Source organism: Desmonostoc vinosum, from assembly GCF_059505385.1.
The window spans coordinates 11,696-25,707 of the sequence record NZ_JCACKM010000101.1 but is presented as its reverse complement, the minus strand read 5'-3'; the positions used below and the strand labels follow the sequence as shown (position 1 = coordinate 25,707).

The window sequence follows — 14,012 nt, the reverse complement described above, 5'->3', positions numbered from 1 at the left end:
ACTGGGGACTGGGGACTGGGGACTGGGGACTGGGGACTGGGGAATTGTCATTTGTCATTTGTCATTGGTTATTCTCCGCGTCCCCGCGTCCCCGCGTCACCGCGTCACCCCGTCCCCGCGTCCCCGCGTCTTCATCAAAACCGCACCTTGTATAACTCAAACAATTCTCCTGATTGCCGTGTAATCACTTTGCCACCAGCAGCTTTAATTGTTTTCTCCCATTCAACTAGAGGTTCTAAAAATACTTCAGCACCCAAATAAGTTTCTAGAACTGCCCAATCTTCTGCTAAAGGCTGTTCAGGATTGAGGATGTCAAACACAAACTGTCCCCCCGGTTTTAATACCCGTTGCACCTCCATTAAGACAACACTCCAATATTCCAGCGGAAAATAGCAGCTAAATCCTGTAGCGATCGCTAAGTCAAACTGATCTAGAGAGTAGTTTAATTCATGCGCTGAACCTAACTCAACACCTTTAAATAGCTTTGAGTTCAACTGTGAACCACGAGAATTAAGAGTATCTCTAGCTACATTACTAATTTCTTGCCCATAAAAAAAGGCTTGCCAATCTCGCCAAGGATAAATCAAAAAACTCACCCCACAGCCAATATCTAAACAGTGCTGATTCTTTTGAGGTTGAGCAACTTCCCAGAAAGGAGAAACAATTTTTCCTGTTAATATACCACTAGCCCACTCGCGATATATTGGCATTGCTTGCACTTCTGCGGGTAATTCAAAGCTTTGCCCTTGATACTGACGGTTGAAGCGATATGCTACTTGCGCCACCCTTTGTTGCCATTTTTCTGAGTGAGGGGTACTGGAAGTAAACAGACGATTTTGAAACGGCTTGTTGGACATTAGGTTTGTACTACTATTTAAGTACTTCTGTCAAATTATAGTGTAGACAAAGTGAAAGGGACTGGGGATTAGCGATTGGGGATTGGGTAATATCTGAATCCACAATAGTAACAGTTACAAGCAGCATACAGAATTAGATGCATAAATATAACAAAATGTAAAAAGTAAATTTATATTTGCATAAACTTTATTCTTTCCTCTGATGACTCAAGTAAGAAGTTAAAAACACAATGGGACAAGTAGCCATTGTCTTCTTAAGCTAATGCGCTTCCATCTTGCACTATTGTTTGTTAACCAAGTCATTTGTTTTTTGTCAACACTAATGACAACCACTAGCAAATGTGCAATTTAAATGCATAACAGCTTATTCCATCAAATAGTTTACTTTCAACAATACAATTCTTATGCAAAAGGAAGAACAAATGAGTACATCTGAGCAAAGTTTGCTTAAGTTTCAAGCTTTACCAAAACCAGAATCATCTCGTTTAATTGACTTTGAAGAAGCAGAAATTCGTCCTGGCATAGTTAATGGCACTTATATTTTAATTGTCAGAGGCATGAAACCATACTTCAACATGGCAGTTAATTTGGTACCACTAGTTTATATCCGACAACCTGAATATTGGGGCGTAGAGGTAGTTGGATCTTTATCTGGAATTGGTTTACCCGCTGAAGCGCCTTACACTGCTTCTATTCCATTAGAAGGAATTCGAGGCACAGAAGGTGTTGAAGTTATTGGTGCAACGAAGTCTAAACAACTGCCTTTTATGAATGTCAAGTGTTCTTAGAACATAGATAAATCTTATTTGATTGGTAATAATTTCCAGTCGCAGCTCCTCAACTTCTCAAATAAGTTGGGGAGCTTGTTTCTTAGGAATGATTTAGGATTGCTATATATCTAACGTTAGAAAGAGTTATATAAGCAACAACGCCTTTAAAATAGATATAAAGAAACAGTAACGCAAGGAGAAAAAATGAATCCACCTGCAACTGTTAACAGAAAATTATCAAAAACTACGGTACTTGCACTGTTAACTCTAGGTTTCGTTGGCTTCAACATTCAAACTGTATTTGCTCAAAACTCATTAGATAAAGCAGCAGAATCTAATTCATATACCAACGGAACATATTTGTATGGCGAAACTCCACAATCCAACCAAATTCAAAAGGGTTATCTAGTTTTCCAACGTCAACAAGGAAAAATTGTCGGTGCTTTTTATTATCCTAATTCTGAATTTAGTTGCTTTACAGGAAAACAAGCAAATAATACGCTTTTTGGTAAAACCATTGGTTCTGGAAATCCAACAGTTCAGAATGTAAAGATTAACTTACAGAACTTTCATCAAATTGACTCTGTTAGTAATCTCGATCAACGTGTACTCTCAGTTTGTAAACAAGCAACTGCTGAACTTGTTAATAGATAGTCATCGTTTAATCAATGCCAAATTTTGGTCAAAAGATTTTGACCAAACAGACTGGATAGATGTATAAGAGACTTGCAAATATGAATGTTAATGAGCTTATTTGCCGTTATCAGGCAGGAGAACGGGATTTTTCACGGACTAACTTAAGTGGAGTAAATCTAAGTTGGCAAAATTTACAAGGAGTTAACTTATTTGCAGCCAATTTAAGTTGTACTAACTTGATTGGTGCAGACTTGAGTCAGACAAATTTGAGCCAAGCTAACCTGAATTTAGCTTGTATGCGAGGTACGGATTTAAGCGGAGCATATTTGCGTGATGCCAGCTTAATTAAGGCTGATCTTCGTGGCGCTTACCTTAGTGAGGCTAATCTTTCAGCATTCCTAATTGGAGCAAATATGCAGGGGGCAGATTTAAGCGGCTCATACTTGCGTGGGGTATATCTGCGTAGAACTAACTTGAGTGAAGTCTGCTTATGTGGGGCAACAATGCCCAATGGAACAACTCACGACTAATGTGAGAATAGAGAAATGGGAAACAAAGGCAAGAAGCTACATTCAAAGTTGCTAAAAGTCAAAGCGCCGGAAGTCGGCGCTTTGAACCTTCTAAAAGAATTTAATCTTCGTCAAGCGCTGGAAAAGCTTCTTCAAGCTGCCACAACTTATCTTTATTTGCAACAAACCAAATACGAGTTTCGGCAGTCAATTGACTCCAAATAATTTCAACAGGAACGTGTGGAGATGCGTATTGGTATTGCTGACCAAGTGATTTGAGATTGTCCGCTACATCACGGGGGATTCCGAACTCTTCCCAATCAACTTTGATATTTCTACCTGAAACTCCCGCTGTAGGATCAAAAACCAATTGTGCAGTTCTAACTAAATCTGCAAAGTGCTTCGGTTGGAGTCCGGTTATATCATGAATCTGGAGTGGTTGGTTATGCTCTTGAGACATTATCGCTGGAGTGGTGAATATTGTGGGTGGTGTTGAATTTACCGCCAGAGATTTTTATCCCGATGTTCCTATGTTAGCGCAAAGCCTTTTTGAGAAATAAAAATAGGTTTTTTTACTTTTTAAGAATTAGGACTTCTTTTCAACCATAACTGTCACAGCAGCGATCGCAATCAACATTTCGTCATTTTTATCATTGAGTGCAGGAATTGCTCGTCCTTGAACTACCATCCCCCCAAGTTCTACAGTCAGACTTTTTTGTCCAAAAGGTAGTACAGCTAGTACCTCCTCTGCTCTAACTTGTTCTGGATAGGGTACTGCGATTTGCACTTCCACAATCATTTCGTTGGGATCATCTAAACCAGCAACTTCCCAAACACCAGGCAAAGCATTGTGAGCGATCGCATTCCGTACCGCTCTTGCTGCTGCTACTGTTGGTTCTTGTCCGTGCTGATCTATACCCATTCCCATCTCAATAATTAAGCGTTTACGCACCATTACTACCTCCGATAAATTCTGCATCTCTAGTGATGGGTGGTTAATGTTACAATAATTTTCCACCATGACAATTAAACGCCGCCGATTCCTCTCAACGTTTGGGCTAGCTGCTGTAGCTTCCCAAATCTCACCACTTGCCGCTCAAGGTAAGCTAACACCCAACACTATACTCAAACCACCCCGCCTGCAAGTAGGTGATACGGTGGGATTAATTGCGCCTGCGGGTATTGTTGATGCCAATGATCTTGAAGCAGCAAAAGAATCCTTATTGAAATTAGGGTTAAAAGTCAAGCAAGGGGCACATATTTTAGATCGTTATGGTTATTTAGCGGGTAAAGATGCTGATCGTGCAAAAGATGTGAATGCGATGTTTAGCGATCGCTCAGTGAAAGCTATCATAGCCATGCGTGGTGGTTGGGGTTGCAGTCGCATTTTACCTTTAATTAATTACCCACTCATCCGCTCCCATCCCAAGATTTTTATGGGATACAGCGATATTACCTCCCTACTGTTAGCGATTACCGCTCGCAGTCGAGTAATAACTTTTCATGGGCCAGTTGCCCTTTCCACCTGGAATCAGTTTACAGTAGACTACCTCAAACAGATTTTATTCAATGGTGAAGCAGTGACAATGCAAAATCTCAACTCAAATGAAGTTGCAGTAGAGATAGTTGCACCAGGAAAAGCCAGAGGTAGACTTGTGGGAGGTAATTTGTCAGTGCTGTCAGCTATGGTGGGTTCACCTTACCTCCCTTCATGGAATAAAAGCATCTTATTTATCGAAGAAATAGGGGAAGATGTTTACCGTGTAGACCGGATGCTAACACAGTTAAAAACCGCTGGTATACTAAATCAACTTGTAGGTTTTATCTTTGGACAATGTACTGATTGTCAACTTGGGGATGAACCATCATTTTCCTTAATGCAAGTATTACAAGACCACATACTTCCATTAAATATTCCTGCTTGGTATGGTTCAATGATTGGTCATGTGAAAGATAAATTTACCTTACCGATTGGTTTGCAGGTAGAAATAGATGCCAATCTTGGCACAATACAAATGTTAGAAACCGCTGTTAGCTAAAGTTGTAGGGACTGGGTAATTGGGAATTGTCATTTGTCATTTGTTATTGATTATTCTCCGCGTCCCCGCGTCCCCGCGTCCCCCTCATCCCCCTCATCCCCTGTTCCCTTTGGCGCAATGATGCAAGTTACAATCGAAAATGATGGCCCGGCAACTTTAATACTTGAACGTTAGATAAATTAAGTATATATACGCAAAAATAAATATCAATAACCTCTAGACATAGGAGTTCTAAATGATGAGAGAATATTAAATTAACCATTACAAAAGTTCAAATTTATCGATCATGGCGAAAATCCAGTTTGCTAGAGGTGTTGACGAAGAAGTAATTCCAGAAGTACGCTTGACGCGATCGCGGACTGGCGACAGCGGTACAGCAACATTTATCTTTACCGACCCTAAGATTTTAGGCCAAGGCAGTACTGACGACATCACCGGGATGTACATGATTGATGAGGAAGGCGAAATCCTCACGCGGGAAGTTAAGGCTAGATTTGTCAATGGCAAACCAGAAGCATTAGAAGCACTTTATCTGATGAAGTCCGCCCAAGAATGGGATCGCTTCATGCGCTTTATGGAGCGATATGCTGATGAAAACGGTTTGGGACTCAGCAAATCTGAAGAATAGGGAATGGGGAATGTAGAATTAACAGATTTTGCGTTTTGATCGACGCGGTGAGTCAGCGCGGTCTTGGGGAGCCACCCCCGTGGGCGGGTTTCCCGACTTGAGGAGCCACTGCGTTGGGGTTCCCAGAGTTGTAGCAAGTGGCGTGGGAGTGGCGTGGTTTCCCTCATAAGCGACTGGCGATCTTCACAGCGCTAGCGACGTTCGCGTCAGCGTCTCCCCTTGGGAGAAGGAGCATCATCCGTAGGGGAACGTGGAAGGAGACGCAAAGTAAAGATTTCCGAACGAAAAACGGTCTTTTTCAGACTGAATATAAAAAACCTGCCCTTGAAAGCTATTTCCTATCCCTTTTCATGGTTTTGAAGTTTCTGGCTGTATCAAAATAGGCATTCCGCCTTTTTCAGAACCAAGAACTACAATCTTAGAGTTATTTGATTGAGCTAGTTTTTCTGTAGCTTCAATAGCTCGTAATTGCAACACTTGATTTGTAAGTCCGGTAGCAATAATTTTTTGAGAATCTGCTACGCCTTGAGCTTCAATACGCTTCCTTTGTGCTTCTTGACGCTCTTGCTCCAACACAAATTTCATCTGTTGGTTGGCTTGTTCTGCTTTCAATTTTTCTTGAATTGCAGCTTGTAAACTATCAGGCATTTTAACATCTCGCAGTAGTGCTTCCTCAACAATAAAACCTAAAGGGGATATCTGCTGAGAAAGCTGTTGATCAATTTGTTGAGCGATTTCTTGACGCTTGGTAGAGTAAATCGCACTAGCTGGATAATTGGCAGTAATAGCACGAACAGTAGAGCGGAATCTGGAGATTATTAGTTGTGTTTCGTCAACTCCAATTGTTTTATATACTGTTGGGGCTTTTTGCGGATCTAGTTTGTACTGAAGACTAACATCAAGATTTAGGTTTAAACCTTCTTGAGATGTTGCATTGATGTTTTCCTTTACATCTTTCAGCCGAGTAGAAAACTTCAACACTTTGCTAAAGGGGTTAAGTAAGTGAACTCCTGAATTCAGAGTATTGTCAGATACTCGACCAAACAAATTGATGATACCGACATTGCCAGGTGGTACAATTACTAAGATTCTCGCAATAGAAGCAAGTAAAGCGATCGCACCAATTAATATAGCAATGCTGCGTACTGCTAAACGAGACTTTTCACCAGATATTTTGTTGGCATTGAGATATACGAAAATCGCTATCAGGTTAATTAAGAGAGAAACTATAAATCCCATGAGAATTTCCTGTGTAGTTAAGTCGCACCATATACTTAATCACATCAATCCCAAATCTTTTTATGAAACTATATAATGTCAAAAAACTTAATCAAATAATAATTTTTGAACGTCAGAAAATTGAGATACGCCATAGCATTCTCTATAGCTTTTAGCGAATCCACCTAAATACTTCAATCCCCGCTTTTCTAATTTTAATAAGCTCACGCAGAGACGCAGCGAAAAGTTCTGTTCGCGTAGCGTCTCCGTCAGGAGAAGGAGGGTTTCCCTCCGTAGGAACGCCACTTGCGCGGCTGCCGGGGAACCCGTCCAACGCAGTGGCTCAACTTTTCAAGACAGAGGCGCAGAGAAGAACGCGAAAATTAAGACTGCAAGAGGTTTATAAAAGTCAGGTTTTGGGGAATTCTGAGAAGTTCCTTCCTCCTGCTCACTGAGCGGAGTCGAAGTGATGGCCCCCAAAATACAAAGGACGGGCGAGATGCCCATCCTAAATAATACTAATTACAGCACTTTGCAAGTAAATGAAGTACACATCTTAATATGATAAATTTTGTGGGGTGGGCATCCTGCCCGCCCTTGTGTACTTCATTCAGATGAAATGTGCTGTAAATCATTCTGCTAATTACAAAACCTAGTTTAATGCACTAGGGCGATCGCTCTTTTGGTCAAAGTCTGGGCTGTCAAGCCATTAAACGCCATCAACTCACCAGCACTTGCTGTGGTTTCGCCACGTTTCCAAGCGAAGGTGTCGCGCTTGGCTGTACTCCGCAACATGATGGGTTCGAGTAAACCTGAAGCACCACCTGTCACACCAATTAAGGCATCGCCATTAAATAATTCGGCGAATTTGGCATCATCGAGGAAATCACCATCGGGTGCAGCACATGTATCCCATGCGGTGTCATGGGGACGATACAAACGACGGGGGTTAATTACAGAAACTATCTTGACGCCGATACCTTCATTTTCTAAGAAAGCAGCAGCTTCAAAGACTGGAAGTAATGTCATGTCGCCAATGACAGCAAACACGACTTTCTTGTCACCTGCAACTTCGTGTAAACTGACTGCACCAGCTTGTAAACCTTGGCGAGTTTGGGCAAAGGTGGTACGAATTGGTAGAGGTGATTTACTGGCAGTGATGACGATGCCTTTATTTTTAGTTGTCAGTGCCCAGTCATAACAAACTTGGATACTGTTAGCATCGGGGGGAAATAAGGGGAAAACATTGCCGTTTCGCATTAATGCCGCAAAGTAAGCTTCGATTTCTGGACGTTGGTGAGTCCAACCGTTGCGTCCTTGTTCTAATGCACCGGCGGTGAATAATGTAATGGTTGAGGGTGTGGGACGCCGCAATTCTGCCATTGCTTGAATTACGGTTTGCCAAATTGGTAAGCCGTTGATGGCAAATGATTCGTAGGAACACCACAAGGTTCTTGCACCCATCAGCGATAAACCAGCTGCTAAACCTGCACAGGCATCTTCACTCAGAGGTTCGTAAACTTGTCCGTTTGGCGCTTGGTTATATAAGTCGTCGGTTGTGGGGTGGATAATCTTGAGTGCTTGGTTAATGTTGGCTATTCCCGATGCTTCGTTACCGTCGGCGTTGGTGACGAGGAAGTTTTGATCTTTTTGTCCGACTATTCCGACTAATCTTCCCATGGCGGTTGTCGCTACTTTCGGTTCGCCACCCACGGCATATTCTTCTAAAGGTAATTCGCCTAACTCTGGTAATGGTAATTCAAATTCTGTGACGACTGTCTTGGCTGCGGGGCCTCCACCTGCACGTTCGGCGTTTGTCCGCACTAGTTGCCAAATTTCTGGCGATAAAGCCCGCGCTTGCAGTGCATTAACTATGTGGGGAGCATCTAGCGTATCTTTGGGATAGAGGTTGTGAGATTTTGCACCCCTGGCGTGGACGCCTGCACCTTTAAGTTGTTTAATGATGAAGACGGTAAGTTGACCACTGAGGGCAGAACGCGCTGCTTTATCTACACCTGTAAGTACTGCTTTGGTAAAGGCTAGGCGTTGTGGGAAGGAAAAAGCGGTACTATCAACATAAGCGCCTGGTTGGTTTTGATCGTCAAAGTCTTTAGCATCTACTAACACGACTTCTGCAAAGCCGTTACCTTGCCAGTATGCCTGCATTTCCTCATTGGTTTTGAGGGAAACCATGCTGTGGTGTTCTTGGCTATAGCCGTTCCATACCAGCACTGGTAAGAAGTTAGTTGCACTGGGGTAAGCGGTGTGAAAGTGGGCTATGGAACTGATGATGTAAGGTTCACCCAGTCCACCATCCCCAACGGTGAAGGGAAATAATTTATCTGGATGTAATAATGCGGCTGCCATGGCGAAGTGTTGCCCTTGCCCCAAAGGCCCTGCAGGTGCAAGGATGCCGGGGATGTAACCGGAAAGGTGTCCTAACAAACCGTGCTTTTCCCGGAAGCGATCGCGCAATTGTTGTACAGTGAAAATCTCCATGTCTTCTAAGGAGCGATCTAAGAACATGGCACTGTAAAATCCGGGGGCGTGGTGTCCGACTTCGGTAATTATGTTTTTGTATCCCAGCATGACCAGAGCTGCATAAGCTTCAGCTTGGCTAGCAAACCCGCCTGGATGCCCAGAAGCTTTACTGCCAGTGACTTGTAGTGTCAGGTAACGCAGGGCATCAGCAGCAAGCAAAGTTTGATACACAGCAGCAGCATCTGTGGGATCTGCGATCGCTACTTTACCGGATTCGATAGCAGGTTTTGCACCGTAAGTTTCAAAATCTGGTAGCGTTTCACCAAAATATTGAATGCCTTCACAAAAATGGGGAAGTGCTGAAGATGCCTTTGGGGTGATTACTGTCATGCTGAGTACCTTATGAGAACAAGAAGAAACTGTAGATGCTCGTTAAATTTAACAAAAATTTTACATCCTTGAGGTTGTGACAGTTTATTGCTTTTTCATCATGCCAGCATCAGAGAACGCTTATACAGATTATTTGATTGCTAGAAAGTGGTCATATGATTAGAAAATTGCTACAGCTAAAAATAATGTTTTTTTATTCACTAAAGTTTTTCATGACTGAGCAAGGTTTATACCATACCAACTAAAATAGCGATCGCACTAGGCTTAATTTATATACGCCGCAGAGTTACCCCGTGCTGCAAACAGGGAAGAAATTTTTTTATTGGGGCTTGCACCAGAACAACTAAAATAATGTAATTAGTCTATTTCTCCAACATCCCGTAGCACGGCATCGATGAGGCTTGGTCGGATATAAATTCCATTGGTGCGTAACTGCTCAATGTATACTTTAATCTCAACAATCAAGCCGGCTTTTTTCGCCTTACGCAAAATGCCAAGAGTACCTATGCGGCGAATTCCTAAGCGTTCTGCAACTCGTCGTGCTTGAGCATCATCCAAAAGTACCGTACTATCTGGAGTGGACTGAGCCAAGCCAATAGCTTCAGCTTCTCCACGATCGACTAAGATTGATAATGGCTCTAATATCCAAGCTTCAGGAGTTTGAATTTCCACCCAAGTTAATTGACTGACAGCTTGTGCGCCAGGTAAACCTGCTCCTTTGACTGTTATTTCATCCCATACGGTTGGAGGGAGTAGGATTTGTTGATAAAGTTGAGGTAGAAGTTCCAGTTGCTCGATAATTGATAAGGAAATGAGGGGGCTGCTATCAGCAACGATGACAGAGTTAATCATCGCGTAATTCGTCGGTGATTTGGTCATCATCTAGGTTGATAACCGGGATTTGCAAACGCCCTAGTTCGTACATGAACTGCGGTTTGTTCATGTTGCAAAAGGTGGCGGCTTTACCAAGAGATAGTCGATGTAGTTCAAAGAGTTTGACTGCAAGCAAAAATGTCAGTTCTGCTTCTAATGCTTGCGGTGATTTCCCGGAGGTAATGAGTAAGTCATCGGGATAATGAAGGGATAGGATGTGCATGGTTTGCCTCTTAGTTCCTGATTCCTATTCTTTTTTGATTATCGCTTATACCAACCCAATCACGATAGCGATCGCACCCAACACCGAATGACTGACGATGACAGGATATAAAAACAGGTAAATCCCCTTGAAGAAGGCAGAAGGCTCTTTTCAGAAGGGGATTCAACCCCTTGTCTACTCTGGTCGCACAGACAGTTCAAAAATAACTAGACTTCCACGGGCATTTTTGCCTTCTGCCGTTGATTAGTAGCAACTAACCACTTCCCACCTGAAGGTGCTAAGGTTATCCCGCGACGTGTCGGTTTTACTAGATGATTATCGGCTAATGCTAACTGGAATTGTGATAACACCGTTGCTAATACTATTTTCATTTCAAACATAGCGAACGCCATTCCTATACAAGTACGATTACCGCCACCAAAAGGTAAATACTCATACTGTGAATACTGTCTTTCTAAAAAACGTTCTGGCTTGAACTGCTTTGGTTCAGGGTATAAATCTGGGCGGTGATGAACTAGATATATAGCAGGTGTTAGCCATGTACCAGGCTCAAACTCATAGCCCATAATTGTGATTGGTGATTTAACAACTCTAGGGATGGCAATTGGCAAAATTGGGTAAATACGTAGTGTTTCCTGGCATACCGCAGTTAGGTAAGGTAAGCGAGAAATTTCCGACAAGTTTGCATTGTCACCAAAATTATCTAACTCAGCCAGCAACTTCTCCCGAACTTGTGGTAAGCGGTGAATCCAGTATAATGCCCATGTCAAGGCTGAAGCTGTTGTTTCATGGCCTGCAACCAACAAAGTCATCAACTCATCACGCAATTCAACATCCGTCATCGGTTCGCCATTTTCATCACGCGCTGACATCATTAACGAAAGAATGTCGCTGCGAGAAGAATCAGGATGATCTCTGCGTTCCTGAATCTCAGCGTAGAGAAGTTCATCAACTTGCTGTCTTTGACGTAAAAATATTCCCCAAGGACTCCATGCACCTAAATCGACTTGCAACGCTGGAAAAAACGCCACGGTAGCCCGCAAAGGAGAACCAGTTAAATCTAGCAGGGAAGGTAATAACTCTTGTAATTGTCTAAAGCGTTCCCCTTCACCCAAACCAAATACAGCCCGTAAAATCACTTTGAGAGAGATTTCTTGCATCGAGTCGCGGACGGAAAAAGGTTTGCCTACTTGCCAACTACTGATGACTTGACTAGTAACATTAGCAATAATTTCACCGTATGCTTTCATGCGATCGCCATGAAAAGATGGTGTTAATAATCGACGCTGCCGTTGGTGGATTAAGCCATTAACTAAAATTAGCGAATTTTCTCCTAATAACGGTTGTAAAACTTGGTTGGATGTTCGAGCATCTAATTGCTCTAATGAAGATGTAAAAATTTGCTGAATTGCTTGAGGATTGCTAAAAAATACCATTGGCTGATTACTTGTCGGATATACCGTGAAATAATCGCCATATACCTCAGCAGAGGTTTCCATAAGTTTGAAAGGATTAAAAATCCACTGAAGCCGCTGCATGAATTTGGAGATTCTTGGCCCATCTGGGAGTGGCATAAGTAATACTCCTGTGAGTGATTTTCCTACTAACTTACCAAAAAATAACGCAAAAGATCTTTAGAAAATCTATCCGTAGGTAATTTATCTTTACAAACTTTCACTACTAAACTGGCAAAGCAAATAGTATTTTTTATACCAATATCTATGATAGACATTTATATTCTTGATTTATTAGTAATTGGTCTACTTTTACTAATGGTGACATTAGGGTCAGGATGGATTTCTCGCCTGCCTCTTTCTTTTGCTCTTATCTACCTAGTGGTTGGTATTATATTAGGCCCTTATGGTTTTGGATTAATTCAATTGCGGAAAGATAATGTATTCAACGCCGAAATTTTAGAGAGACTCACAGAATTTGTAGTAATTATTTCTGTATTTAACTGTGGCTTAAAAATTGTGCGGCCACTCAGGTTAAAAGGTTGGGATATTACAGTGCGGTTAATTGGCTTGTTGATGCCAATTTCCATTTTTGCCTTAGCTGCTGTGGGCAAATTTTTTCTAGGAATGAATTGGGGAGAAGCTATTTTATTAGGAGCAATTTTAGCGCCAACTGACCCAGTTTTAGCATCAGTAGTGCAATTGACTGATACACATGATCGAGATGAGTTGCGCTTTGGTTTAACTTCCGAAGGTGGGTTAAATGATGCTTTGGCTTTTCCGTTTGTTTATTTTGGTATTTATGCCCTCAAAGATGATAATTGGAACAACTGGTTTAAACAGTGGGTAACGGTTGATTTAATTTGGGCGATCGCATCCGGCATTATTATGGGTATTATCGTTGCTAAAGCAATAGTTTGGATTGATCAAAAAATTCAAAAACGCCGCCAAGCAGACGAGTTGATGGAAGATTTTATTGCTATCAGTATAATTTTGTTGACCTATTCTTTAACCGAAATTGTCAATGGTTACGGATTTCTGGCCGTATTTGTTGCAGGTTTAGTTGTACAACGCAGTTATAGAAATCCTGAAAGGCCATTAGCACAATTAGAGTTTATTGAAAGAATTGAAAAGCTGATGGAAATCGGGACAATTTTGTTATTGGGGTCGATATTATTATTTAAACCAATGCTAACTTATGCCCCTCAATCATTGTTAGTAATGGTTTTGTTATTCTTTGTTATCCGACCTTTAGGAGTCTGGATAAGTACAATTGGTAGATATCCTGTAGGTTCTTCCCGTCAAAATTTACATCCAGCAACGCGTTGGTTATTTGGTTGGTTTGGCATTCGTGGTGTAGGTTCTTTATATTATCTTGCTTATGCCTTTGGCAAAGGTTTAGAAGGTGAAGCTGCCGAACAAATTGCTTGGATTACTTACACTACTATTGTAGTTTCTGTGATTATACACGGAATTAGTGCAACTCCCTTAATGAATTGGTACGAACACAAGATTAGCCAGCAGCAAAAATCTGCTCCTGCTACCATTGACGAATTCGATTGACACTCCTGCGATCCGTTCGCTCAAAATGAGTAGCAATACTCAAGGATGAGCAGAAACTCTTACGTCCGGTTTTGAAGCCGAGTCGGAAGGGCGACTTCCGGCTTAGGTCAACGGATGAAAACGGGTGTTCTTGTAATGCTTCCGAAGCGATCGCATTTACGTTGAGGAGTTACTACCATTTCCACCCTGCCTCACAAGATATTCCCAAATCCGCTGAATCTCCGCTTGAAACGTCTCTCGGTCAGTCTCCGCATTTTGGATGGAGTGCATCATAATATCTATGATACTGCTGCTTTCTTCTGTTAGATTATTGACATTTTCAGTTAAACCATCAACTCGTAATGTCAGATTATTGACATTTTCAGTTAAAC

15 protein-coding genes and 1 pseudogene are annotated in these 14,012 nt (G+C 41.9%); 7 read left to right on the top strand and 9 right to left on the bottom strand.

Features of this window, described 5'->3' with window-relative positions; all coding sequences use genetic code 11:
• Positions 1-134: 134 nt before the first annotated feature.
• Positions 135-857, bottom strand: coding sequence for a class I SAM-dependent methyltransferase (locus tag AC5JMF_RS16695; RefSeq protein ID WP_495796848.1), 723 nt, complete (start codon positions 855-857; stop codon positions 135-137).
• 422 nt (positions 858-1,279) lie between these two features.
• Between AC5JMF_RS16695 and AC5JMF_RS16690 the strand changes: the two genes are divergently transcribed.
• The 3 genes from AC5JMF_RS16690 to AC5JMF_RS16680 all read left to right on the top strand — a co-directional run bounded on the left by AC5JMF_RS16690 (position 1,280) and on the right by AC5JMF_RS16680 (position 2,793).
• The gene (locus AC5JMF_RS16690) at positions 1,280-1,645 is read left to right on the top strand and encodes a hypothetical protein (RefSeq protein WP_495796847.1); all 366 of its coding nucleotides are present in this window, start codon (positions 1,280-1,282) and stop codon (positions 1,643-1,645) included.
• 186 nt (positions 1,646-1,831) lie between these two features.
• Entirely contained in the window at positions 1,832-2,281 is a 450-nt protein-coding gene (locus AC5JMF_RS16685) for a hypothetical protein (RefSeq protein WP_495796846.1), read from the top strand.
• Positions 2,282-2,361: 80 nt separating this feature from the next.
• Complete coding sequence (locus tag AC5JMF_RS16680) at positions 2,362-2,793, top strand: pentapeptide repeat-containing protein (RefSeq protein ID WP_495796845.1); 432 nt, start codon at positions 2,362-2,364, stop codon at positions 2,791-2,793.
• Between the two features lie 100 nt (positions 2,794-2,893).
• Here AC5JMF_RS16680 and AC5JMF_RS16675 read toward each other — a convergent pair whose 3' ends face one another.
• Positions 2,894-3,232, bottom strand: coding sequence for a hypothetical protein (locus AC5JMF_RS16675; RefSeq protein ID WP_495796844.1), 339 nt, complete (start codon positions 3,230-3,232; stop codon positions 2,894-2,896).
• A gap of 126 nt (positions 3,233-3,358) precedes the next feature.
• Positions 3,359-3,727: a Lin0512 family protein gene (locus AC5JMF_RS16670; RefSeq protein WP_495796849.1), complete on the bottom strand. Its 369-nt coding sequence runs from the start codon at positions 3,725-3,727 to the stop codon at positions 3,359-3,361.
• 64 nt (positions 3,728-3,791) lie between these two features.
• Between AC5JMF_RS16670 and AC5JMF_RS16665 the strand changes: the two genes are divergently transcribed.
• The 3 genes from AC5JMF_RS16665 (at position 3,792) to psb28 (ending at position 5,439) form a co-directional block, all read left to right on the top strand.
• A complete protein-coding gene (locus tag AC5JMF_RS16665) occupies positions 3,792-4,811 on the top strand; it encodes a S66 peptidase family protein (protein ID WP_495796843.1) in 1,020 nt (339 codons plus the stop codon).
• 33 nt (positions 4,812-4,844) lie between these two features.
• Complete coding sequence (locus tag AC5JMF_RS16660; protein WP_495796842.1) at positions 4,845-4,985, top strand: hypothetical protein; 141 nt, start codon at positions 4,845-4,847, stop codon at positions 4,983-4,985.
• 112 nt (positions 4,986-5,097) lie between these two features.
• Positions 5,098-5,439, top strand: coding sequence for a photosystem II reaction center protein Psb28 (psb28, locus tag AC5JMF_RS16655; protein ID WP_495796841.1), 342 nt, complete (start codon positions 5,098-5,100; stop codon positions 5,437-5,439).
• Between the two features lie 348 nt (positions 5,440-5,787).
• Here the strand turns inward: psb28 and AC5JMF_RS16650 are convergent, their stop codons facing one another.
• The 5 genes from AC5JMF_RS16650 to AC5JMF_RS16630 all read right to left on the bottom strand — a co-directional run bounded on the left by AC5JMF_RS16650 (position 5,788) and on the right by AC5JMF_RS16630 (position 12,198).
• Entirely contained in the window at positions 5,788-6,678 is an 891-nt protein-coding gene (locus AC5JMF_RS16650) for a prohibitin family protein (protein WP_495796840.1), read from the bottom strand.
• A 636-nt stretch (positions 6,679-7,314) separates the two neighbouring features.
• Positions 7,315-9,528, bottom strand: coding sequence for a phosphoketolase family protein (locus AC5JMF_RS16645; RefSeq protein ID WP_495796839.1), 2,214 nt, complete (start codon positions 9,526-9,528; stop codon positions 7,315-7,317).
• Between the two features lie 357 nt (positions 9,529-9,885).
• On the bottom strand, positions 9,886-10,380 hold the full coding sequence (locus AC5JMF_RS16640) for a PIN domain-containing protein (protein WP_495796838.1): 495 nt from the start codon (positions 10,378-10,380) through the stop codon (positions 9,886-9,888).
• Positions 10,373-10,624 carry a UPF0175 family protein gene (locus AC5JMF_RS16635; protein ID WP_495796837.1) on the bottom strand — a complete coding sequence of 84 codons (252 nt, stop codon included), beginning with the start codon at positions 10,622-10,624 and terminating at the stop codon, positions 10,373-10,375. The genes AC5JMF_RS16640 and AC5JMF_RS16635 overlap by 8 nt, the downstream gene beginning before the upstream one ends.
• Positions 10,625-10,830: 206 nt before the next feature.
• Complete coding sequence (locus AC5JMF_RS16630; protein ID WP_495796836.1) at positions 10,831-12,198, bottom strand: cytochrome P450; 1,368 nt, start codon at positions 12,196-12,198, stop codon at positions 10,831-10,833.
• Positions 12,199-12,345: 147 nt separating this feature from the next.
• On the opposite strand from AC5JMF_RS16630, the gene AC5JMF_RS16625 reads away from it, so the two are divergent.
• Positions 12,346-13,641, top strand: a complete 1,296-nt coding sequence (locus tag AC5JMF_RS16625) for a cation:proton antiporter (protein ID WP_495796835.1) — start codon at positions 12,346-12,348, stop codon at positions 13,639-13,641.
• Positions 13,642-13,797: 156 nt separating this feature from the next.
• Here the strand turns inward: AC5JMF_RS16625 and AC5JMF_RS16620 are convergent.
• A pseudogene (locus tag AC5JMF_RS16620) lies at positions 13,798-14,012 on the bottom strand (hypothetical protein); the annotation flags it as partial.